At 43.2% G+C, this 22477-nt stretch carries 14 protein-coding genes and 2 pseudogenes; 7 read left to right on the forward strand and 9 right to left on the reverse strand.

The genetic code is table 11. From position 1 onward, the window contains the following. Nucleotides 1-27: 27 nt before the first annotated feature. From HADU_RS08185 to aspA, 5 genes are all read right to left on the reverse strand, one after another. A complete protein-coding gene (locus HADU_RS08185) occupies nucleotides 28-1575 on the reverse strand; it encodes an adenylate/guanylate cyclase domain-containing protein (RefSeq protein ID WP_008305239.1) in 1548 nt (515 codons plus the stop codon). A gap of 58 nt (nucleotides 1576-1633) precedes the next feature. Beyond that, complete coding sequence (locus HADU_RS08190; RefSeq protein ID WP_004894486.1) at nucleotides 1634-2068, reverse strand: HIT domain-containing protein; 435 nt, start codon at nucleotides 2066-2068, stop codon at nucleotides 1634-1636. 243 nt (nucleotides 2069-2311) lie between these two features. Continuing rightward, nucleotides 2312-5770, reverse strand: coding sequence for a transcription-repair coupling factor (gene mfd / locus HADU_RS08195; protein ID WP_008305243.1), 3459 nt, complete (start codon nucleotides 5768-5770; stop codon nucleotides 2312-2314). A gap of 121 nt (nucleotides 5771-5891) precedes the next feature. Continuing rightward, nucleotides 5892-6251: a hypothetical protein gene (locus tag HADU_RS08200; protein ID WP_008305245.1), complete on the reverse strand. Its 360-nt coding sequence runs from the start codon at nucleotides 6249-6251 to the stop codon at nucleotides 5892-5894. A gap of 130 nt (nucleotides 6252-6381) precedes the next feature. Beyond that, entirely contained in the window at nucleotides 6382-7833 is a 1452-nt protein-coding gene (aspA, locus tag HADU_RS08205; protein WP_008305248.1) for an aspartate ammonia-lyase, read from the reverse strand. 409 nt (nucleotides 7834-8242) lie between these two features. Here aspA and putP point away from each other — a divergent pair, with 409 nt between their 5' ends. After that, nucleotides 8243-9757 carry a sodium/proline symporter PutP gene (putP, locus tag HADU_RS08210; RefSeq protein WP_008305250.1) on the forward strand — a complete coding sequence of 505 codons (1515 nt, stop codon included), beginning with the start codon at nucleotides 8243-8245 and terminating at the stop codon, nucleotides 9755-9757. 56 nt (nucleotides 9758-9813) lie between these two features. Here the strand turns inward: putP and HADU_RS08215 are convergent. After that, nucleotides 9814-10310: pseudogene (locus HADU_RS08215) on the reverse strand (Lrp/AsnC ligand binding domain-containing protein). A gap of 118 nt (nucleotides 10311-10428) precedes the next feature. Here HADU_RS08215 and putA point away from each other — a divergent pair. From putA to HADU_RS08235, 4 genes are all read left to right on the forward strand, one after another. After that, complete coding sequence (gene putA / locus HADU_RS08220) at nucleotides 10429-14181, forward strand: trifunctional transcriptional regulator/proline dehydrogenase/L-glutamate gamma-semialdehyde dehydrogenase (protein WP_008305252.1); 3753 nt, start codon at nucleotides 10429-10431, stop codon at nucleotides 14179-14181. Between the two features lie 179 nt (nucleotides 14182-14360). After that, nucleotides 14361-15443: a tRNA (uridine(54)-C5)-methyltransferase TrmA gene (gene trmA, locus HADU_RS08225; RefSeq protein ID WP_008305253.1), complete on the forward strand. Its 1083-nt coding sequence runs from the start codon at nucleotides 14361-14363 to the stop codon at nucleotides 15441-15443. Between the two features lie 243 nt (nucleotides 15444-15686). Further along, nucleotides 15687-15911, forward strand: coding sequence for a hypothetical protein (locus HADU_RS08230; RefSeq protein WP_008305254.1), 225 nt, complete (start codon nucleotides 15687-15689; stop codon nucleotides 15909-15911). Between the two features lie 303 nt (nucleotides 15912-16214). Continuing rightward, entirely contained in the window at nucleotides 16215-16784 is a 570-nt protein-coding gene (locus tag HADU_RS08235; RefSeq protein ID WP_034592572.1) for a lecithin retinol acyltransferase family protein, read from the forward strand. Nucleotides 16785-16817: 33 nt separating this feature from the next. On the opposite strand, the gene HADU_RS08240 is transcribed toward HADU_RS08235, so the two are convergent. Beyond that, on the reverse strand, nucleotides 16818-17729 hold the full coding sequence (locus HADU_RS08240) for a bestrophin family protein (protein WP_008305256.1): 912 nt from the start codon (nucleotides 17727-17729) through the stop codon (nucleotides 16818-16820). 148 nt (nucleotides 17730-17877) lie between these two features. Continuing rightward, nucleotides 17878-19605, reverse strand: a complete 1728-nt coding sequence (locus HADU_RS08245; RefSeq protein ID WP_008305257.1) for a glutamine--tRNA ligase/YqeY domain fusion protein — start codon at nucleotides 19603-19605, stop codon at nucleotides 17878-17880. 476 nt (nucleotides 19606-20081) lie between these two features. On the opposite strand from HADU_RS08245, the gene HADU_RS08250 reads away from it, so the two are divergent. Continuing rightward, nucleotides 20082-20591: a peptidylprolyl isomerase gene (locus tag HADU_RS08250; RefSeq protein ID WP_008305258.1), complete on the forward strand. Its 510-nt coding sequence runs from the start codon at nucleotides 20082-20084 to the stop codon at nucleotides 20589-20591. A gap of 110 nt (nucleotides 20592-20701) precedes the next feature. Then, nucleotides 20702-21418 carry a UDP-2,3-diacylglucosamine diphosphatase gene (locus HADU_RS08255; protein ID WP_008305259.1) on the forward strand — a complete coding sequence of 239 codons (717 nt, stop codon included), beginning with the start codon at nucleotides 20702-20704 and terminating at the stop codon, nucleotides 21416-21418. Nucleotides 21419-21543: 125 nt separating this feature from the next. Here HADU_RS08255 and hpaI read toward each other — a convergent pair. Then, nucleotides 21544-22338, reverse strand: a pseudogene (gene hpaI, locus HADU_RS08260) (4-hydroxy-2-oxoheptanedioate aldolase). Nucleotides 22339-22477 lie beyond the last annotated feature (139 nt).

Consider the following 22477-nt stretch of genomic DNA (forward strand, 5'->3'; position numbering starts at 1 on the left):
TCGTCTTTATGGCGATTGATTTTTGTCTTAACTCGCGCGACTGGTCTTTTTTTCTGATTGATCTGACCTGATTTCATGTTCCTGCTTCTCAGCCTCTTTTTCTAATACCACAGGTTCTGCTGTACTCGCTGGTAGATGTTCAATGACTTCATCTTCAAGTTTTAACTTTACAATACCTTGTGAATTGGTCATCTTCTGCTGGGTCTGAATCCGCTTGATCATATTTTCAAGCACATTGACCAGTTTAGGATATTCGTAGTTCTGTACTTCATCCAGATTAAGTAACAGATGGAAACCTTTATATTCGTAATCAAACCAGCGTTGATAATCAATTTTCTCTGAAGTAAATCGCTCCATTACCTGCCAAGTACGTACTGGCTCTTTAATCCCCTTCAGGAATACTGGTTTTTTTCCTGCACAAAGATAGTCATTCTTGATAAGTGTATGGGTATCTTCAGAAATCAGGATTTCATCTACTTCAGCAGCACATTGTAATCGTGCTGCCAGGTTGGCATCCCGTCCCACAATCGTATAAGCCATACGGTGATTAGCGCCATAATTGCCAACGTGGCAATACCCCGTCGAAATACCCATACGGATATGTAGCGGTGGATAGCCCATTTTCACCCAGCGTTCACGCAGGATTTTCATCTGCTGACGCATGGCAATCGCCATATCCAGACAGTTTTTGGCATCCTGCTCAACACCATCAGAATGCGGATCACCGAAAAAGATCAGGATCGCATCACCCATGAATTTATCTACCGTGCCTTCATAATGCTTGGCAATTTCTGTCATGTGACTGAGATAGTCATTCAGCAGGAAGGCCAAGTCATCTGGAATGAGCGTTTCAGAGAGTTCCGTAAAACCCTGAATATCGGAAAAAAATACGGTAAGTTTCTTACGTTTATATTCAATCTTGGCTTCAGACTCACCTTTCATAATTGATTGCCATAGCTGCAAGGGTGCATAACGGCTCAGCTGGTTGGCAAATTCCATATAGCGGTTCATCTGATCATAATAATGATTCTTTTTCTGCGCCATATAACGTGCACGCGTGGTTTGATAGTAATTCCCTACACCAAAATAGGTCACCAGACAAAGGAAGCCCAGAACCGTCAACTCATTGCTGGTTGGCTGAAAATATTCACCAAAACCAAAGATAAAAATATTGCAGAAATAAAAAATGGCAATACCGATCAGGCTTGCCAATGAAAACGTCAAAAATGAAATTTTGTTACTGATTGCGGTATACAGCAATGCGACCAGTCCCAATAAAGATAGTACCAGACTCATATGCATTGCAGAAAGAATGACTGCAATTACAGCAATGTCGAGCACAAAGAAGACATTACGCTTGATACTAGTATTGTAGCGATAGATGAGCCAGCGCGACAGCTTCGGCAGAGCCAGTATAATCGCAAGAAAGAAAAACGGGATAAAAATCTGGTACTGCGTATCAGGCTCTGTATAGTGAAAAACGACGATGACCAGCGACAGCATGATATATCCCATCAGTCGATGGAAATATTCAAACTGTTTCGGCTCTTTATGTACCCAATCGTCTATTTGCACTCAGTTGCTCCTTGCAGCACTGTATAATTTACAGGCCTGATTGCAGCATGGGATCAGATTAATCCATACGCCAGTCGAATGGCATATCTCCCTGACCACGTAGAGCCAGCATTAACGTCTGACGCATATGAGCAAGAACTTCACTGCTATAAGGAACCGCAGGAGTTCCCCACACTGGTTTTGGCCAAGCCACATCATTCTGGTAACGAACCACATGATGAAAATGCAGCTGTGGAACCATATTACCTAATGCAGCCACATTCATTTTGTCTGCACGGAATACACGCGCAAGCTGACTAGACAACCAGCTTGATTCACGCAGGAACTGTTCCTGGTCGGCCTGGCTAAGTTCATATAATTCTGTAATGCCCGGCACACGTGGAATCAGGATTAACCACGGAAATTGCATATCATTCATCAAACGACATGTTGATAAAGGAAAGTCGCCTACAAAAAACGTATCTTGAGCAAGTTGAGGATGCAAACTAAACATATCTTTATAAATGATGCAAAATTAGAATGATGGCTAATACTAACATATCCAGTGCTAGCTGAATATTGTGAGCAATGTGTTTAAATACAAATTTGGAGGATTTGTCATGAACTCGGTCACAACTCAGACTTTACCGAATCACACAAATTAATCAAGACTTTCTTTCCATTGAGGGGTGACTTCGCCATCGATTTAAACGAATGGTCAGAATTCCTTTTCTGAACCATTTTTTTTAAAAACTTTTTAATGCAGCTCTTTCAGCAGGCTATCCAGCAAATCGTTTAAAAACTGAATACGTTTCTGATAGTCTTCGAGCATGACCATGACTTTCAGACGTTGCCCGCCATTCATCCGGAAATAGGTCGGATGTTTCTGCATCATCTGGATAATACTCATGGCCTGCACTGGCGTATCCGGAGCAAATTCGATATGCCCGCCCTGACCGCCAATGTCGATTTTGGTAATGCCCAGCTGTTCTGCTTTTAGACGAAGCTGATGTACTGCAAATAGCTGCTTCACTGGTTGTGGTGGAATACCAAAACGGTCAATCAGCTCCATACGGATATTGTCGAGTTTGTCTTGGGTATTGGTATTACTGATACGTTTATAGAACAGCAGACGCTGATGTACATCCCCCAGATAGTCATCCGGAATCAAGGCTGGCATATGCAGATTAATTTCTGCCGTTAAAGATAATGGTGCATCAAAGTTCGGTGTCTTGCCCTTTTGAATGGCTTTGGTGGCTTTTTCCAGCATTTCCATATATAGGCTATAACCTATCGCCTGCATCGAACCACTTTGCTGTTCACCCAAGAGTTCACCTGCACCCCGGATTTCCAGATCTTCGGTTGCCAGCATAAAACCCGCGCCCAGATTTGAAGCCCGTTGAATCGCATCCAGGCGTTTTTCAGCATCGCCTTTTAAACCTTTTATCGATGGAACCAAGAGATAAGCATACGCCTGGTGATGGGAACGACCAACACGCCCCCGCAACTGGTGCAACTGGGCCAGACCGAGCTTATCCGCACGTTCAATAATGATGGTATTGGCACTCGGCACATCGATTCCGGTTTCAATAATAGTCGAGCACACCAGAACATTGTATTCCTTGTGATAGAACTGCTGCATGACCTGCTCCAGCTCACGTTCACGCATCTGCCCATGGGCAACAATGACACGCGCTTCTGGTACCAGTTCACGTAGGCTTTCTGCAGCACGGTCAATGGTATCCACTTCGTTATGCAGGAAATAAACTTGACCGCCACGCAGCAATTCACGCAAAATCGCCTCTTTAATGGTGTCATTGGTCTGTTCCTGAACGAAGGTTTTTACTGCCAAACGACGTGCTGGTGGTGTCGCGATGATTGAAAGATCACGCATACCACTAAAAGCCATATTTAGGGTACGGGGAATTGGTGTTGCGGTCAGGGTCAACATATCCACATCAGCACGTAAAGCCTTAATACGCTCTTTGTCCCGCACCCCGAAACGGTGTTCTTCATCGACAATCATCAGACCGAGATTCTTGAACTGCACATTTTCCTGCAAAATTTTATGCGTACCAATCACAATATCCACTTTGCCTTCTGCCAGGTCGTCAATCGTTTTAGTATGTGCCTTAGAAGAACCGAAACGTGACAACACTTCAATGCGTACTGGCCAGTCCGCAAAGCGGTCTTTAAAGGATTCATAGTGCTGTTGTGCTAACAAAGTGGTTGGGACCAGAACTGCGACTTGACGGTTATTCTGCACCGCCACAAAAGCAGCGCGCATTGCGACCTCAGTTTTCCCAAAGCCCACATCACCACAAACCAGACGATCCATTGGTTTGGTCTGCTGCATGTCATATAAAGTCGCTTCAATGGCATTGGCTTGATCTAACGTTTCTTCATAGGCAAAGCCACTGGCAAACTGCATATACAGGCTTTGATCCAGTTCAAAACTAATCCCGGGCTTGGATGAACGTCGTGCCTGTATATCCAGTAATTCGGCTGCGACATCGTGAATCTGTTCCAGTGCCTTACGTTTTGCTTTGCTCCAGGCATCTGTTCCGAGCTTATGTAGTGGTGCCAGATCAGGATCACCACCACTATAACGGCTGATCAGATGCAGATTGGTGACTGGTACATAAACCTTGGCATCATCGGCATAATCCAGTTGCAGGAATTCATGGTCCTGATCGTCAATGCTCAAAGTAATCAGGCCGGCATAACGCCCTACACCATAATCAATATGTACAACTGGGGCACCAATGGTCAGCTCGGTCAGACTGCGAATCAGGAATTCTTCGGATACTTCCTGTTGACGCTTGCGACGGCGCTGTACCACCCGATGTTCATAGAGCTGGTTTTCCGAAATCACAGTGATACGATCAGTCAAAACCAGACCACGTTCTAAGGGTGCACTAGTAATGGCAATCGCATGTAATGATGCGACAAAGGCATCAAAGTTCTCGACAGTCGGGATATCACCCAGACTTGGACGCAGTGCATCTTTTAGAGTTTCTCGGCGACCTGCACTTTCAGCCACGAGTAGAACAGGATGATTAGCTGCATCGATATATTTTTTAACTTCGATGAATGGCTTTTCCCGTTTCGGATCGACCGGCAGTCGTGGCGGTGTCTGAGTATCCAGATTTATCACGCCAGCTTTTTCATCAAAAACATCTTGAGAGGCAATAATGCGACCAAACTGGTTCAATTGTTCCAGCACAAGATTAGTCTGGGTAAACAGCATTTCCGGAGGTAGAATTGGCTGATCCACATTATGACGGCGATCCTCATAACGACGTACCACCTCAGCCCAAAACTGGTTTAATGACTCTTCCAGACTGCGATCTGTAATGACAATGCCATTCTTTGGTAAGTATGAAGCCAAGGTGCTGTGAGCTTGCATCGCTTCTGCACTAAAGAAAAGCGGCATGTAAAACTCAATACCCGGCGAAGCAATACCATCCATGACATCTTGATACATCGGGTTTTTCTTGGGGTTTGCTGTCGGGAACAGCTCACCATAACGGTCCCGGAAAGTGGCGCGCCCTTTTTTCAGTGGAAATTCTTGTGCCGGTAATACGGTAAATTGTTCTAAAGTTTGCGTAGTGCGCTGGGTTTCCGGATCAAAAAATTTCAGCGTTTCAATTTCATCATCGAACAGGTCAATCCGGATCGGTGCATCCTGACCAGAGGCATAAATGTCCATGATGCTGCCGCGGACTGCAAATTCACCATGGTCATATACCGTATCAACCAGATGGTAACCCGCCTGAATCAGTTTTTTCTTTTGCTGTTCCAGATCAAGCTTTTGCCCGACACGAATATCAAAGTGTTCACCCAATACCCATGAGCTTGGTGCTACACGCTGTGCCAGCGTAGAAGCAGATAACAGCAACACCCCGGTTTGCGGCATATTGGAAAGAATTGCCAGACGTTCAGAGACAATGTCCTGATGCGGAGACAGACGGTCATAAGGCAAAATTTCCCAGTCTGGAAATATAGTCGGCTTGATGCCATAAAATTCCAGTTCACTTTCCAGCTGACCAAGGTGCTGATTATTGCGGGCCACAATCACAAATAACTGTTTATGCTGCTTGGCAATTTCCTTCAGCAATAATGCTGTGGATGATCCCTGCAGGTTGCCTAACCAGCGTCGTTCACCAGCCTTGAGTTGTTTTAAATTGAGTTGGGAAATTTCTTGTTGGAACATGTATATAGCTTTAAAGTCTAAACAACATATCTCTTATACTATCACGATGGTATCTGCGCATTTCGTTATTTTTATGCAGTCTTTGCTATCAGGAAATAATGGTTTCTTTCCACTTCAAATGCTATTTTTTCTCACGCAGAAAATTTCGGTAATAATCATTCAACTTTTTTACGATTACTTTAAATTGCAGCAAGTTTTCTTCAGTATTGCCCAATCTTGAATTAAAACGTTGATTGGCAATTTCCAGATCAATTTTTTCATTAATGATCATGGCTGTAAAATATAATTCTTTCAGATCATCAAATGTTTTCATGCGTCGGTTAGACAGATATTCTAGTCTTTCACCTAACTCTTGATTCAGGTTAATCCCATCTACGATATAGCCAGTTTCTTCGGTATATTGAATATTATTTTCTTCTAGATAAAGCAGTGCAGGAGAAGGTTTATTTGATTTGAATAAAGCGCTGATTTTATCAAACATGCTATGTTCCGAATTCATCGTGGGATTTATCTAGTCTAGATGAAAATACCCCAAATCCACAGACTGGATCTGGGGCAAATGGTTAAAATCAGCACGATCCTATAAATCGTGATTCAAAACCTTAAGAACTTCAGGATACTTGTTCCAGCTGATTGATCTCGCTAGGTACTTCCGAGACCAGATTTTCAAAGGCAAAGATTTGATCTAACTGAGCCTGACTGAGCAGACCCAGCTCCAGTACGACTTGAGGCACAGTTTTATTTTCACGAATACACTGTTTTCCGATTTCATCACACATGGCATGCCCTAGCAGTGGTTCCAGTAAAGTGATAATGCCGATGCTGCGCATTACAGCATTTAAACAGTTCTGCTCATTAGCCTGAATGCCGGCAATACATTTTTGCTGTAGCGTCTGCATACCGTGGGTCAGCAATTGAATCGATTCATTTAAAGATACCGCGATGACAGGTTCCATGACATTGAGCTGTAATTGTCCAGCTTCCGCTGCCATGGTCACGGTCAGGTCATTGCCAATTACCCGAAATGCAATCTGATTCACCACTTCCGGAATCACTGGATTCACTTTGGCTGGCATGATCGAAGAACCTGCTTGTAATTCTGGCAAGCGGATTTCTGCCAAACCGGTACGTGGTCCAGAACTTAAAAGACGTAAGTCATTACAGATTTTGGACAACTTGACTGCCAGACGTTTCAGGCTGCTAGACAGAATAATGAATACGCCACAATCACTGGTCGCTTCTACATAATCTTCCGCGCCTTTTAAAGGCAGACCAGTAATGTGTGCCAAAGTTTCTACAACACGCTTGGCATAACCCGTTGGTGTATTTACACCAGTTCCAATTGCTGTTGCACCCAGATTAACTTCCAGCAATAACTGACGCATCTGCTCAATCAGCTTAAAATCTTCTTTTAATAAAGTCGCAAAAGCGCGGAATTCCTGCTCCATAGTCATAGGAACGGCATCTTGCAATTGAGTACGGCCCATCTTGATCACATACTGAAATTCTGTAGCCTTACTATATAAAGTATCAATCAAAGATTTTTGCACATTGAGCAGTTCATCTAAACGTGTATAAGTCGCTAGACGCAGTGCCGTGGGATAGACATCATTGGTAGATTGCGATGTATTCACATGATCATTCGGATGCAGAATATGATATTCCCCTTTACGATGCCCCATCAGTTCCAGCGCACGGTTGGCAATCACTTCATTGGCATTCATATTGATGGAAGTACCGGCTCCGCCCTGATAAGGATCCAATGGAAAAGCATCCTGCCAGTTTTCCGGATGTTGAATCAGCTCATCACAGGCTTGCTGAATGGCTGCACATTGTTGTTCTGAAATTTTCTGAAAATGTAGATTGGTTTGTGCAGACGCTTTTTTAACTTGTGCTAAAGCGCGGATAAAGTGTAATTGCTGTCCTACAGTTAAACCTGATATCTGAAAGTTTTCCAGCGCACGTATAGTATGAATTCCATAATAATTATGCTGTGGAATCTGTTTTTTACCCAATAAATCCTGTTCGATTCTATTCAAGTCAATTTGAAGCATATTATCCATATTTTTTACTCTTGGCGATGATGCACCTTAATGGTGCTCTTTCACTATGCGCGGAGTGGTCAGAAACAAATAGAAATCTTTTAAGTGATATTTGCAACAAAATATGTCTAATTCGCATTTGCTGTTAGTTTTGTAACTTTGTGTAATAAAATAACAAAAGTTTAATGATTTTAACTATTTATTAAAAATTAGCTTCTTAGCTCTAAATTAGACTATTCTTGGCTTTATTTAGCCATTTTAAATTTCATAAGATTATATTTAAAAAATCAAATCTACATAAAGCATACATAAAAACTGCCTAACTGTTACAGAGTGTAATTTTTAAACCGTGTTTGAATCACTGCCCTGTGAACGCAGTACAAAAAATCATCCCGGATGATGATGTGCAATATTTAAGGATACTCTGCCTATGAGCTCGCTAAACCCGACACTGATTACTTTTCTGTTTTATATCGTCGCCATGATTGGAATTGGTTTATACGCCTATCGTGCAACGTCCAATTTTGATGAATATATTTTGGGTGGGCGAAGTCTGGGCAGTGTGGTGACTGCACTTTCGGCAGGCGCCTCCGACATGAGCGGCTGGCTGCTGATGGGTCTGCCTGGTGCAATTTACCTGTCTGGCTTGTCTGAAGTCTGGATTGCGATTGGTCTGATTATTGGTGCCTGGCTGAACTGGCTCCTGGTGGCTGGCCGCCTGCGTGCCCACACCGAATACCAGAACAATGCCCTGACATTGCCCGATTATTTTACCAGCCGTTTTTCGGATAAGAAGCGGATTTTACGCTTGCTCTCTGCAATCGTGATTCTGGTGTTCTTTGCGATTTACTGTGCTTCCGGCATGGTTGCAGGTGCACGCTTATTTGAAAGCCTGTTTGGCTGGGACTATACCACTGCACTCTGGCTCGGTGCTGTTGCTACGATTCTGTATGTGTGTATCGGTGGATTTCTGGCGATCAGCTGGACCGATACCTTTCAGGCTGGTTTGATGATTTTCGCCTTGTTAATTACTCCGATCATTACCTATCTGGCATTGGGTGATAATGCTCAACAGGTCGGTACATTGCTTGAAACAGCCCGTCCACATGCATCCAATATGCTGGAAGGTCTGAGTATGGTGGCGATTATTTCAAGTTTGGCATGGGGCTTAGGCTATTTTGGTCAACCGCATATTTTAGTTCGTTTTATGGCGGCAGATTCGGTAAAAACCATTCCCGCTGCACGTCGTATCGGTATGACCTGGATGATCCTGTGTCTGGTGGGTGCAATGTCTGCAGGTTATATCGGAATTGCTTATTTTGCAGCAAATCCTGATTTACCTGCTGCAGCGATCGTGAACCAGAATCCTGAAACAGTCTTTATGGAACTGACCAAAATCCTGTTTAATCCTTGGGTGGCTGGCATCGTTTTGGCTGCAATTCTGGCTGCGATTATGAGTACTTTAAGCTGTCAGCTGCTAGTCTGTTCTACAACTCTTACCGAAGATTTATACAAAGGTTTCCTGCGTAAAAATGCTTCGCAAAAAGAACTGATCTGGGTTGGCCGTGGCATGGTGATTGTGATTTCCCTGATTGCAATTTCCTTGGCAATCAATCCGAACAGCAAAGTTCTTGGTCTAGTGGCTTACGCGTGGGCAGGCTTTGGTGCAGCGTTTGGTCCATTGATCATCTTCTCGCTGTTCTGGCAACGCATGACTCTCAATGGCGCAATTGTTGGCATGGTAGTAGGTGCAGTAACCGTAATTGCCTGGAAAAATTATATGGGCGATACAGGTTTGTACGAGATTATTCCCGGCTTTATTCTGGCAGCGCTTAGCATTGTGATTGTTAGTTTGCTAGATAAAGCTCCAAGTCACGATGTAGTCAATCGTTTTGAACTGGCGAAAGCCGAATATCAAAAAGAAATGGCAGAAATGAAGAAATAGTCTTTCTATTTCAAAAACTAAAAGGGACTTTATGTCCCTTTTGTTTTATCAGCATTTTATACTTTAGCTTTGGCAGGTACTTTCAGCTTGATCTGCTGGGTTTCCTTAATTACTTCCATCACCGGATAACTGCGGGTTTCTTTACGCCCGGCAACTGCCACAGAATATCTCCGGAAATTTTACGGAATTCATCCATATTCGCACAGCGGATTTTTACTACAAAATCAAAGCCACCACTGATCATATGACATTCCACAATATCCGGAATATGCTGCACTGCTTCAGAAAATTCTTCTAGTACATTCGGTGTAGTTTTATCCAGCAGTATCTCGACAAAAACTACAAAACCGTTATTCAGCTTGACCGGATTCAGACGGGCTTCATAACCGAGAATAAATCCTTCCTTGGTCAATTTCTGCACCCGTGCCAGTACTGCTGTTGGCGACAGGTTCACCATTTCTGCCAGTTTGATATTGGAAATTTTCGATTCAGATTGCAGCAAATCAAGAATACGAATATCTATTCGGTCAAGGCTTACATATGGGCTATTCATTAGAATTATTCTCTAAAAATGATACAAACTATAGTGAGATATTCGTCAATTATTTTGGGATTATAGATTAAAACTCATTCAACTCAAAGAACCGTTTGACGCAGTACAGGAAGTCACTATGTCCACCATCCTACGCCCAAATTCGCACTCGAATGCCCTACAGCAATCGAATTATATTGCTGAATTTAAGGATAAAAATGAATATGAACAGCGCATTAATTCCGCATGGCGACGTGCAGAATCTGAGTGCGTGGAAACGCTGCTGGAACATAGTGAAATTTCCTCGGAACTGACGGACAAAATCCAGAGCCTGGCTTTTGATCTGGCGCATTCCTTGCGTGAACGTAAAGGTTCAGGTGGCAAGGCCGGCATTGTGCAAGGGCTATTACAAGAGTTTTCGCTGTCTTCTCAGGAAGGTATTGCATTGATGTGTCTGGCAGAAGCTTTGCTGCGTATTCCGGATACGGCGACCCGCGACCTGTTAATTCGTGACAAGATCAATCAGGGCAACTGGAAAGAACATCTTGGGCAAAGCCAGCTGATGTTTGTCAATGCTGCGGCCTGGGGACTGATGCTGACCGGAAAGCTGATGGAAACCCCACAACAGAAAAACCTGTCAAGTCTGTTAACTGGCCTTTTGGCACGCAGTGGCCGTGGCATTATCCGCAAGGCGGTCGATGTGGCGATGCGTATGATGGGTGAACAGTTTGTGACTGGCGAAACCATTGATGAAGCCCTGAAAAATGCCGAACGTCTGGAAGAAAAAGGTTTCCAATATTCTTATGACATGCTGGGTGAAGCAGCACTAACCGATCCGGATGCAGAACGTTATTATCAGGATTATCAAAATGCAATTCATGCCATTGGTCAAGCATCAACAGATAAAGATGTTTATAACGGCCCGGGCATTTCCATCAAATTGTCTGCGCTGCACCCACGTTACCAGCGCTCACAGATGGATCGTATTAATGATGAACTGTATAGCAAAGTACTGAATCTGGCGGTTCTGGCGAAAAAGTACAATATCGGTCTGAATATCGATGCGGAAGAAACCGAGCGTCTGGAAATTTCCTTAGAGCTTTTAGAACGCCTGTGTTTTGAACCGACACTCAATGACTGGAAAGGCATTGGTTTCGTGATTCAGGCCTACCAAAAACGTTGCTTCTATGTAGTGGATTATATTATCGATCTGGCCAAACGCAGCCAGAAACGCCTGATGATCCGTCTGGTCAAAGGTGCGTATTGGGACAGCGAAATCAAGAAAGCCCAGATCGAAGGTATGGCGGATTATCCGGTATTTACCCGCAAGGTACATACTGACCTGTCCTATATTGCCTGCGCACGTAAACTGCTGGCAGAACCTGATTATATCTATCCGCAATTTGCTACTCACAATGCACAGACTGTGGCCACCATTTACCAACTTGCCAACCCGGAACGTTACTATGCCGGTCAATACGAGTTCCAGTGCCTGCACGGCATGGGTGAACCGCTATATGAAAATGTGGTCGGTGACAAAGCGGCTGGTAAGCTCGGCATTCCATGTCGTATCTATGCCCCGGTCGGCAATCATGAAACCCTATTGGCCTATCTGGTACGCCGTCTGCTGGAAAATGGTGCCAATACTTCTTTCGTGAACCGGATCGCGGACAAGAGCTTAAAAGTTGAAGATCTGATCGAAAATCCTCGTCAGACAATTATAAAGACCGCTCAACAAGAAAATGTATTGGGTGCCAAACATCCTCATATTCCCTATCCTCAAGATCTTTATGGCACACGTATCAATTCATCTGGACTAGATCTAGCCAATGACGCGGAACTCAGTGTTTTAAATGAAGTTGCAGCAAGTCTGGCTAATACCCAGTTCCAGGCAGCAGCAATGGGCACAGCTTTTTCAGAGCCAGATACAAGTAATACTGTACACGTAATCAATCCAGCCCAGCATCAGGATATCGTCGGTACCGTTTATGAAGCAACGACTGAACAGGCAGAAATTGCCCTGATCCAAGCTGCCAATGCACAACATTTCTGGGCCAATCTGCCAAAGAATGAACGTGCCGCCTGTCTCAATAAAGCCGCTGACCTGATGCAACAACGTTTGCTGCCACTGATGGTTCTGCTATCGCGTGAAGCTGGTAAAACCTATGCCAATGCCATTGCTGAAGTACGTGAAGCGATTGACTTCCTGCGTTATTATGCTGGCCAGATTTCAGATCTGTCTGAAAATGTCCATATCCAGCCTTTGGGCACCGTACTGTGTATCAGCCCTTGGAACTTCCCGCTGGCGATTTTCACCGGCCAGATTTCTGCGGCATTAGTAGCGGGCAATACTGTGATTGCCAAACCGGCTGAGCAGACCCCGCTAATTGCTGCCCAAGCTGTACAAATTCTCTGGGAAGCTGGCATTCCACAAGATGTATTGCAACTGTTGCCCGGCCGTGGTGAAACCATTGGTGCCCAGCTGAGCCAAGACTCCCGCATTCAAGGCATCATGTTTACCGGTTCTACCGAAGTAGCAAAAATTCTGCAAAGAACTGTAGCCAAACGGTTAAACCAGTTTGGTGAAAGTGTAACCCTGATTGCCGAAACTGGTGGCCAGAATGCCATGATTGTGGATTCATCTGCATTGACCGAACAGGTAGTGCTGGATGTGGTCAACTCTGCTTATGATAGTGCTGGTCAGCGTTGTTCCGCCCTGCGTGTATTGTGTGTACAGGAAGATAATCTGGACACTGTACGCCATATGTTAAAAGGTGCCATGCAGCAGTTGCGTGTTGGCAATCCAGTTCTGCTCAAAACTGATATTGGTCCGGTCATTGATGCCGAAGCCCAGCAGAACATTCAGAAGCATATTGATCAGATGCGCAGCAAAGGCCATAAAGTCCATCAATTGATGTTTAATCAGGATGCTTCTGAACTGGCTCAAGGCACCTTCATTCCGCCTACTTTAATTGAACTGCCAAACCTGAATGATCTGGAACGTGAAGTTTTTGGTCCGGTGTTACATTTGATTAGCTATAAAGCTGGCCAACTGCCACAGTTGCTAGATCAGATCAATAGTAAGGGTTATGGCCTGACTATGGGACTACATACCCGGATCGATGAAACCATGCAGACTGTGATCTCGAAAGCACATGTCGGCAACCTGTATATTAACCGTAATATTGTCGGTGCAGTCGTTGGGGTACAGCCCTTTGGTGGTGAAGGTCTATCCGGCACTGGTCCAAAAGCCGGTGGTCCACTTTATATTTACCGTCTAATGCATCAGGTATCCGAGAAAAAGTTAGCTCAACCTTATGCGATGAATTCTGCTCAGGCAACGCTTGAAAATCCATTGCTACAGGAATTTAAAGCCTGGGTATATAAAACTTTCCCAACGATTTCCTTAACCACTCCGGCTAAAATCACAACTGGGCACAGCTTTAGCCTGCAAGGTCCAACAGGTGAAGAAAACCAGTACATGATCTTGCCACGTGAAAGTGTATTATCTCTGGCAACGAATGATGCTGATCAGATTCAGCAATTACTGGCGATTTTATCGGTGGGTAGTCGCCCGGCTGTACTGGCAGACAATACTTTCATACTTAAACATTTACAAAGTATGCCAGCAAAAGTGGTAAAGGCCATTAAAGTGATTAAAGATATCGAATCTGGTGATTTCGAAGCTGTACTGCATCATGGTGATGCTTCTGCACTGATTGATCTGCAGCAGCGTATTGCAACACGTCAAGGTCCAATTGTAGGTATTACTCATCTAAGTTCCGGAAATTATGAGATTCCGGTAGAACGTTTTGTAATTGAACGTGCAATTAGCATTAATACCGCAGCAGCGGGTGGTAATGCCAGTCTGATGACCATGTCAGGCTTATAAACAGCTTTATCACTTATTTTATTTTAATTTCTTTCCTCTTAAGGCCAAATCTCTCCCCTTTGTAGATTTGGCCTTTTTTTTAGCAGCTTTTCCAGCCTATTTCCCTGAATAGTCTTAGGCAGAACAGCAATTTTTTGCTACCATCTTGGCTTTCAAAATATTTGCGATTTTTACTGCATATGACCTCATCTTATCAGCAACAACTGGATGCCAAAGTTGAACGCATTAGCGCGCAATTTGCCGAATATCAACCACCTGCTTTAGAAGTATTCGAATCACCTGAACAGTACTATCGCATGCGTGCTGAGTTTCGGATCTGGCATACTGAAGATGACCTGTTTTATGCCATGTTTGAACGTGATGAGAACAATAATAAAAAAGTCATCCGTATTGATGAGTTTCCGGTGGCCGACCGCAGTATTAATGCCTTAATGCCACTCTTATTGGCAGCACTTAAGGCTGAGCCTATTTTATCAAATCGTCTCTTTGAAGCGCATTTTCTTGCCACTTTAAAAGGTGAAATGTTGGTATCACTGGTTTATCGTTGCCCACTGACTGCTGAATGGGAAGCTGCAGCTAAGGCCATATCAGAACAACTCAATATTAAGATTTTTGGTCGTAGTCGTGGGCAGAAAGTCATTTTAACTGATGACTATGTTGTTGAAGAATTGACTGTGTTCGATCGCAAGTATCAATATAAGCAAATTGAAAGCAGTTTTACTCAACCCAATGCGCAAGTCTGCCAGAAAATGCTGGAATGGGCATGCAATGCTGCACAGCAGTCTGATAAAGACCTATTGGAGCTTTACTGTGGTAATGGCAACTTTACCTTACCACTCTCTACCCGCTTCCGTCGTGTATTAGCGACCGAACTGGCGAAATCTTCAGTCTATGCAGCTGAATGGAATATTCAGCAGAATGGTATCGACAATATTCAGGTGGCTCGTCTATCTGCTGAAGAATTCACCCAAGCCTATAACGGTGAACGTGTGTTCCGTCGTTTGCAAGAAGCCAAAATTAATATTTCAACTTATGATTTTGATACTGTCTTTGTCGACCCACCACGTGCCGGTATTGATGATGAAACACTCAAGTTACTGCAGCGCTTTGAACGAATCATCTATATTTCTTGCAATCCAGATACATTGCATGACAATCTGAAACAGCTGTCTCAGACGCATAAAATTACTAAATTTGCCCTGTTCGATCAGTTCCCATATACCCATCATGTGGAGTCAGGTGTGCTGCTGGAAAAACGCTAAAAATATTGTTTCTAATTTATTTTTTTGTTACATAAATGGAGTTTCTAATAGCTCCATTTTTTGTTTTTAAAATAATGAACTTATATATGAATTCCAGTATTTCAACTGAATAATATCGTTTGAAACACCTACTACAATCGGAAATTTTGAAGACTGTTTGCTGCTTTTATCACATAGGTCCTATTGCTTTATTTATTTAATTGGCTATATTTCAAGCTATGTTAGATCATGTATGAAGGCTCTATGAGTTTTTGGCAAAAGTTGTTCACTGCTGAACAACAAAATGAACACAAGAATCAAATTGCTTGTGTTGAAAATGACTGCGCTTGTAAGTCAAATGAACAGCTTCTTGAAGCATTGGCAAAAGCAACTGATGAAGACGTGATTGTCGGTATCAAAAAAGTTCTCGCTTCTCGCGGCTATAGCCGTAAGGAACTGAATGAACTGCAGCACTTGCCATTACAGTAGTGGTCAGGCTTTATTTTAAAAAAGCATTTGTGAAAGCAAATGCTTTTTTATTGGCTGAAACTTTTAAATAGAAGCATTATTCAATCTGTATGCTCTGCTCTAGCTCTTGTCTTGGTTGAGTAGTGATCCTCAATAGTGCTTAGGCTATTTTAATCTTAAGCTTTCTACTTTTTTTCATCATTCCATTATTAACACAACTGATCAGTTCGCTGATTTTTCAGACATAAACATCGATAAAATCACAAAAACCCGTTAAACTTGGTTTCTTGAAACATTTGTACATCAATTGGCATTCAGTGGCATATGCAACATACTCAACGTTTTCCCTTAGGTGCTCACCTTATGGTCAAACACTTCGGCTATACCCATCATGGTATTTATGCCGGACGAGGTCGTGTGATCCATTATTCCGGTTTTGCGCACTTATTTAAAAAGCACCCGATTGAAATTACTTCGATTGACAAGTTTAGTCATGGTAAACCAATCCAGGTTCAGGAATATGCGCATACCAAATACAAAGGCCGTAAAGTTGTGCGTCGTATGCGTTCACGCATGCATGAAAATAATTATCATCTGATTATCAATAACTGTGAACATCTATGTACCTGGGCAATTACTGGCGTGGAAAGCAGCCCGCAGGTGATCCGCATGATGAACCGTCTAACCACCATTGGTTATATCAGTTCGATGATGAGCTTCATGAACAGTATGTTCCTGACATTAACCACCACTTGCTTTGCATTGGCACTATATATTAAAAAGAAATTACGCGACAAAGCAAAACGACGCTTACAGCAATACCGTGAGCTACAGGAACAATTCCAGGAACATACTCAGCAACCTGAAAAAACGCTAATTAAAAGCTCCAAATAAATGGGGCTTTTAATATGGACAAAAATAACCAACTTAACTCAGATGTCCTTTCCAGGACTGTAAAGGTTCAGGTATTTCCCGTCCTATAGAGCTTAAAGTTTCCCGCTCAACCAGGCGCACAATTGAATCAAGCGCCAGGTCATTGTCCTGTAGTCCAAAAGGTTCTTCCAACTCGGCACTCAGCTCATCCAAGCCTAAAAACAGATAGGCAATCAATGCCACCAGGACTGGCGTCCATAACCCTAAATTGGCTTCCAGACTAAAAGGCAGAATAAAACAGAAAGAATATACTGCTCGATGCAACAGTACGGAATAAGAAAATGGCAACGGCGTCGACAGAATCCGGTCGCAACCTGCCTGAATATTTCCGAGCTCTACCGTATGCTGATTCAGGTTATTATAAATAATATCGGAGATCTGCCCTGATCGATAACATTCTACTAACTGTTTCTGCATCTGTTCCAATACCCATTGTGCAGGATTAACCTGTTGCTTAAGCTGATTGAAAGCAATTGGATCAAACTGAGTATCAGGCTGGTAATGCTCAATATTACTCTCTTGCTGACGCAAACGATCGCGCAATAAATGGGTAAACAGCATCATCCGGTATAAGAGCAATTCCCTATTTTCAGTATCGAGTATGTGAGTATCCCGACTCAGGTGACGTGTAGTGGCGATCAATGCACCCCAAAGCTTACGCCCCTCCCACCAGCGATCATAACAGGCGGTATTCCGGAAGCTCAGGAAGATCGAAAGAATTACCCCGAAGATGGTGAAGCCAATTGCAGGGACTGCAGGCAGGCTAAAAAAGTGCTCCCGGCTTAAATACACCAATACCCCAGAAATCAAAATTACTGACATAAGTGCGGGTAATACCTTAGGCAAAATGGTGCCATGCCACGCAAACAGCAGACTAAAACTATTACTTTTATCACGGACGATCATGTTTTTGTTTTACTCTCCATAGAAATAGCCCAACCGGAGTTGGGCTATCTAAAGGTATTAGAACCAAACTGTTTTGAATCCGCCGAGGCCAATTGGTTTCCTTGACAGGAAATGATCAATACAATTTAAGTCACTAAGCCGAAACAACTTATTTACCTGGCTTAAAGCTGTCTTTCAGGTCCAGAATACTGTTAAACACTGGCTTTTCACTTGAGTGATCGTATTGGTCTGCTACAAAATAACCTTCACGCTCAAACTGGAAGCGGTCTTCCGGTTTAGCCTCTGCAAGTGCTGGCTCAATTACGGCTTGTACCACTTTCAATGACTCAGGGTTCAGGTTCGCCAGGAAATCATCCCCAGTTTCTGGATCAGATTCAGTGAAGAGACGGTCATAAATACGAACTTCTGCAGGAATACCTTTCGTTGCAGATACCCAGTGAATTACACCTTTGACTTTACGGCCTTCAGGGTTTTTACCTAAAGTTTCAGGATCAATTGAACATTTCAGCTCAACCACTTCACCATTTTCATCTTTAATCACTTCATCACACTTGATGACATAAGCATGACGAAGACGCACTTCACCGCCAGGAATCAGACGTTTAAAGCCTTTAGGTGGTTCTTCTTCAAAGTCTTTACGGTCAATGTAAATTTCAGAGGTCAATGGAATCACACGCTCGCCCATATCCACATTTGGGTGACGAGAATGCGTCAGATCCATATCCGCTGGCAGATTGGTTAAAGTCACTTTTAGTGGATTAAGTACTGCCATACCACGTGCAGCCGCATTTTCCAGAGACTGGCGAATGCAATACTCCAGCATTGCTACATCAACAATACTGCCATCAACCTTAGATACACCTACACGCTTACAGAAGTCACGCAGGCCTTCCGGGGTGAAACCACGACGGCGCATACCCACGACAGTTGGCATACGTGGGTCATCCCAACCATTCACATATCCGCCTTCAACCAGTTTACGCAACTTACGCTTAGAAGTAATGGTGTAGTCGACATTCAGACGGCTTGATTCATACTGACGTGGAACAGCTGGTGATTGAACTTTCTCGATCACCCAGTCATAGAATGGACGGTGATCCTGAAATTCCAGTGTACATAAAGAGTGTGTTACACCTTCAATGGCATCTGATAATGGATGCGCATAGTCGTACATTGGGTAGATTTTCCATTTGTCGCCAGTCTGATGGTGTTCAGAATGCAGGATGCGATACAGAATCGGATCACGCATATGCACGTTTGGAGATGCCATGTCGATCTTGGCACGAAGCACAGCCTGACCTTCCGCAAACTCGCCATTGCGCATTTTCTCAAAACGCTCTAGGTTTTCAGCAACAGTGGCATCACGTTGTGGCGAGTTTTTACCTGGTTCTACAAAGTTACCGCGATTTAACTTGATTTCTTCTGGAGACTGTAAGTCCACATAGGCATCACCCTGTTCGATCAGTTGAATAGCCCATGTATAAAGCTGATCAAAATAGCTCGATGCATAGCGCGGCTCACCATTCCATTCAAAACCTAACCATTTCACATCATTGGCAATACCATCAACATATTCTTGTTCTTCAGCATCCGGGTTGGTATCGTCAAAACGCAGATTACATAAACCATTAAATTCTTGAGCAATACCAAAGTTCAGACAGATCGCTTTTACATGTCCGATATGCAGGTAACCATTTGGCTCAGGTGGGAAACGTGTCACCACTTGTTGGGTACGGCCTGCTTCTAAATCATCAGTGATGACCTGGCGCACAAAATCTAAGCCCGGTTGTTGTTCCTGCTGCTGCGCTGAATCGACTGCATTCTTGTTTTGGGTCGGGTTCTCGGGCAGAGATGTAACAACATCATTTGGCTTCATGATCAATCATTCACTTCTAAAGTTAAAATTAAGGGTTTTATGTCCTGTTACGGGAGGCTTTAGACATGCCGTAAAACATAAACTAAAGTCCCCTAGTTTAACTTTAGGTGATCAATCTCTCAACTGCTAACTGTGGCATTTGTTTTCTATTCAATCATTTTAAAATGATGAGGCTAGGTCTGCTGCAATTGCATACAAATTTGGACGAATGATCCGGAAGTTTTTCATAAATCTAATCGCATGTCGCTGTTTAAGAAAAGAAACATACTCTTGCAAAAAATGTGTCATTGTTAATTGGTAAAGCGCAGGCAACCATCTGGATTTGCCTGCTGGAACAATGCATAAATAAGATACGATTTTCAGAATTTTATCCGAGAAAAGTATATTTTTGCTTGCCTTGTCGATTACAGTTTGCTTATGCTTCTCTCATTAAAAAAAACCCATGACTTCAAAGGTCATGATCAGGAGATTACACAATGAGTTTTCCTCAAGTCGAATTAAACACCAATAAAGGTCGTATTGTTCTTGAATTAAACGCTGAAAAAGCACCTAAAACAGTGGCAAACTTCTTAGAATATGTACGTGACGGTTTTTATGATGGCGTAATTTTCCACCGCGTTATTGATGGTTTTATGATTCAAGGCGGCGGCATGGACGAAAACTTCAAAGAAAAAGCAACGCGTGACGCGATTGAAAACGAAGCTGACAACGGCCTGAGCAACGACGTTGGTACCATTGCAATGGCACGTACTCAAGCACCTCACTCTGCTTCTGCTCAGTTCTTCATTAACGTGAAAAACAACGCTTTCCTTAACCATACTGGCAAAACTGCACAAGGTTGGGGTTATGCAGTATTTGGTAAAGTTGTTGAAGGCATGGACGTTGTTGACACAATCAAAGGTGTTCGCACTGGTAACCGTGGCTACCACGCTGACGTTCCACTAGAGAACGTTGTAATCGAATCTGCAAAAATCATTTCTGAATAAAAAACGTCCTCTCCGTTCTTTATGAGTTTTAAAGCGATCCTTTAAAACGGTGTAATGGAAAATCCCTCATATGAATGAGGGATCTAGAGAGGAATAAAAGGAAAAGATTTGTGACCCATCTGTTTATCGCCGATTTACATTTGTCACCTGATCACCCTCGACTCGTTCGGGGGTTTTTAGATTTATTAGATACCTATAAAGATAAGAATACCCAACTCTATATTCTGGGTGACTGGTTTAATGCCTGGATTGGTGACGACTATACCGCTCCTTGGCTGGATGAAATTATTGAGCATTTAAAACAGTTTACCAAAGCGGGTAATCAGGTTTATTTTCTAGTCGGTAACCGTGACTTCGCTTTGGGCAAAGATTTTCTAAATCAGTTCACAGGACAACTTTTGCCCGATGTTCAGTTCTTAACGATTACTGGCAAAAATATTCGTATAGAACATGGCGACGAACTCTGCACTGATGACATCAGCTACCAAAGATTCCGTAAAATTATCCGTCATCCCTGGTTAGTCGGCTTTTTAAGAAAAATGCCGTTGTCTTTTCGTGCCCGGTTAGCACAAGGTTTCCGTAAAAAAAGCCATGAAGCGCAGCAATTCAAAAGCTATGAGGTTATGGACGTGAATCAAGATGCTGTTAACACCGCACTACAAGATGTCGATCTGCTGATTCATGGTCATACTCATCGTGCCAATATTCATGATGTAAATGGAAAAAAGCGGATTGTATTAGGCGACTGGCGAGAAGAATCTGCGCAGATTCTTGAACTTTCTGGTGATCCTGAGCAAGAAATACAGCTGATGACCTGGCATTACTAAATATATTGCAATCAAAGCTTTGCATTGATTTCTGAAACAGTTTAAAAACCTGACCTCATAAAACCAAGACAAATAAAAAGCAACTGTAATCAGTTGCTTTCGTTATTTTGGAAAATACTAGGTGGCTAATATCCACCTTCAGATTTCACCACTTCAGTACCCTGCTTATATTTAGATAACCGTTCACGCAAAGAATTCATCAGTACACTGGTATCCACGCCGACCGCAACAAATTCAGCACCCAAATCGAGATATTTTTGAGTAATATCATGTTGTGTCGACAGAATACCGGCCGCTTTACCAGCAGCACGAATCCGCTGAATCGCGTCAATCACGGCTTTTTGAACTTCAGGATGATTTGGATTGCCTTGATACCCCATGGTCGCAGACAGATCCACTGCACCAATAAAAACACCATCAATACCATCAACCTTTAAAATTTCATTCAGATTTTCCAGACCTTTTACCGATTCAATCTGAATCAACAGACAGATATCTTCATGGGCGGTTTGGTAATAATTCGGAATACTATTTCAACGAGTAGCACGTGCCAGCGCTGCACCAACACCCCGGATCCCTTCTGGTGGATAACGTACCGCTTTTACCATCAGCTCGGCCTGTTCAACCGTTTCAACCATGGAGATGAGTAAGCTTTGCGCGCCAATATCCAGAAGCTGCTTGATGAGCTGTACACTGCCAATGGGTGGACGTACCACTGCCTGCGATGGATAGGCTGCAATACTTTGTAGTTGCGATAACGTGGTTCTTAAATCACTAGGTGCATGCTCACCATCAATCAGCAGCCAGTCATAGCCGGCATTGGCAGCAATTTCTGTACCGTAAGCATCTGCCAGACCGACCCATAACCCGATTTGCTGTTCAGTTTTGAGTTTTCTTTTGAAGTAATTGGTGTATTGCATACGCCCGCTCGCTTGCATGTTATTGCTTATAAGCTTATTAAACGCCTCTTGGCAAAAAGTGCCAATAGTGAAAAGCTCTTTTATCATTAGCCAAAGCTCTAAGTGCTAACATTATAAATAGTAGATATCTGCACAACTT

The organism is Acinetobacter sp. HA (assembly GCF_000264725.1).
GTDB lineage: Bacteria > Pseudomonadota > Gammaproteobacteria > Pseudomonadales > Moraxellaceae > Acinetobacter > Acinetobacter schindleri.

Excerpts from the sequence above, each read along its gene's own strand:
- HADU_RS08200 (WP_008305245.1), bottom strand. The coding sequence starts at position 6,251 with ATGTTTGATAAAATCAGCGCTTTATTCAAATCAAATAAACCTTCTCCT.
- putP (WP_008305250.1), top strand. The coding sequence starts at position 8,243 with ATGAGCTCGCTAAACCCGACACTGATTACTTTTCTGTTTTATATCGTC.
- aspA (WP_008305248.1), bottom strand. The coding sequence starts at position 7,833 with ATGGATAATATGCTTCAAATTGACTTGAATAGAATCGAACAGGATTTA.
- HADU_RS08190 (WP_004894486.1), bottom strand. The coding sequence starts at position 2,068 with ATGTTTAGTTTGCATCCTCAACTTGCTCAAGATACGTTTTTTGTAGGC.
- trmA (WP_008305253.1), top strand. The coding sequence starts at position 14,361 with ATGACCTCATCTTATCAGCAACAACTGGATGCCAAAGTTGAACGCATT.
- HADU_RS08240 (WP_008305256.1), bottom strand. The coding sequence starts at position 17,729 with ATGATCGTCCGTGATAAAAGTAATAGTTTTAGTCTGCTGTTTGCGTGG.
- HADU_RS08235 (WP_034592572.1), top strand. The coding sequence starts at position 16,215 with ATGCAACATACTCAACGTTTTCCCTTAGGTGCTCACCTTATGGTCAAA.
- HADU_RS08250 (WP_008305258.1), top strand. The coding sequence starts at position 20,082 with ATGAGTTTTCCTCAAGTCGAATTAAACACCAATAAAGGTCGTATTGTT.
- HADU_RS08245 (WP_008305257.1), bottom strand. The coding sequence starts at position 19,605 with ATGAAGCCAAATGATGTTGTTACATCTCTGCCCGAGAACCCGACCCAA.
- HADU_RS08230 (WP_008305254.1), top strand. The coding sequence starts at position 15,687 with ATGAGTTTTTGGCAAAAGTTGTTCACTGCTGAACAACAAAATGAACAC.
- putA (WP_008305252.1), top strand. The coding sequence starts at position 10,429 with ATGTCCACCATCCTACGCCCAAATTCGCACTCGAATGCCCTACAGCAA.
- mfd (WP_008305243.1), bottom strand. The coding sequence starts at position 5,770 with ATGTTCCAACAAGAAATTTCCCAACTCAATTTAAAACAACTCAAGGCT.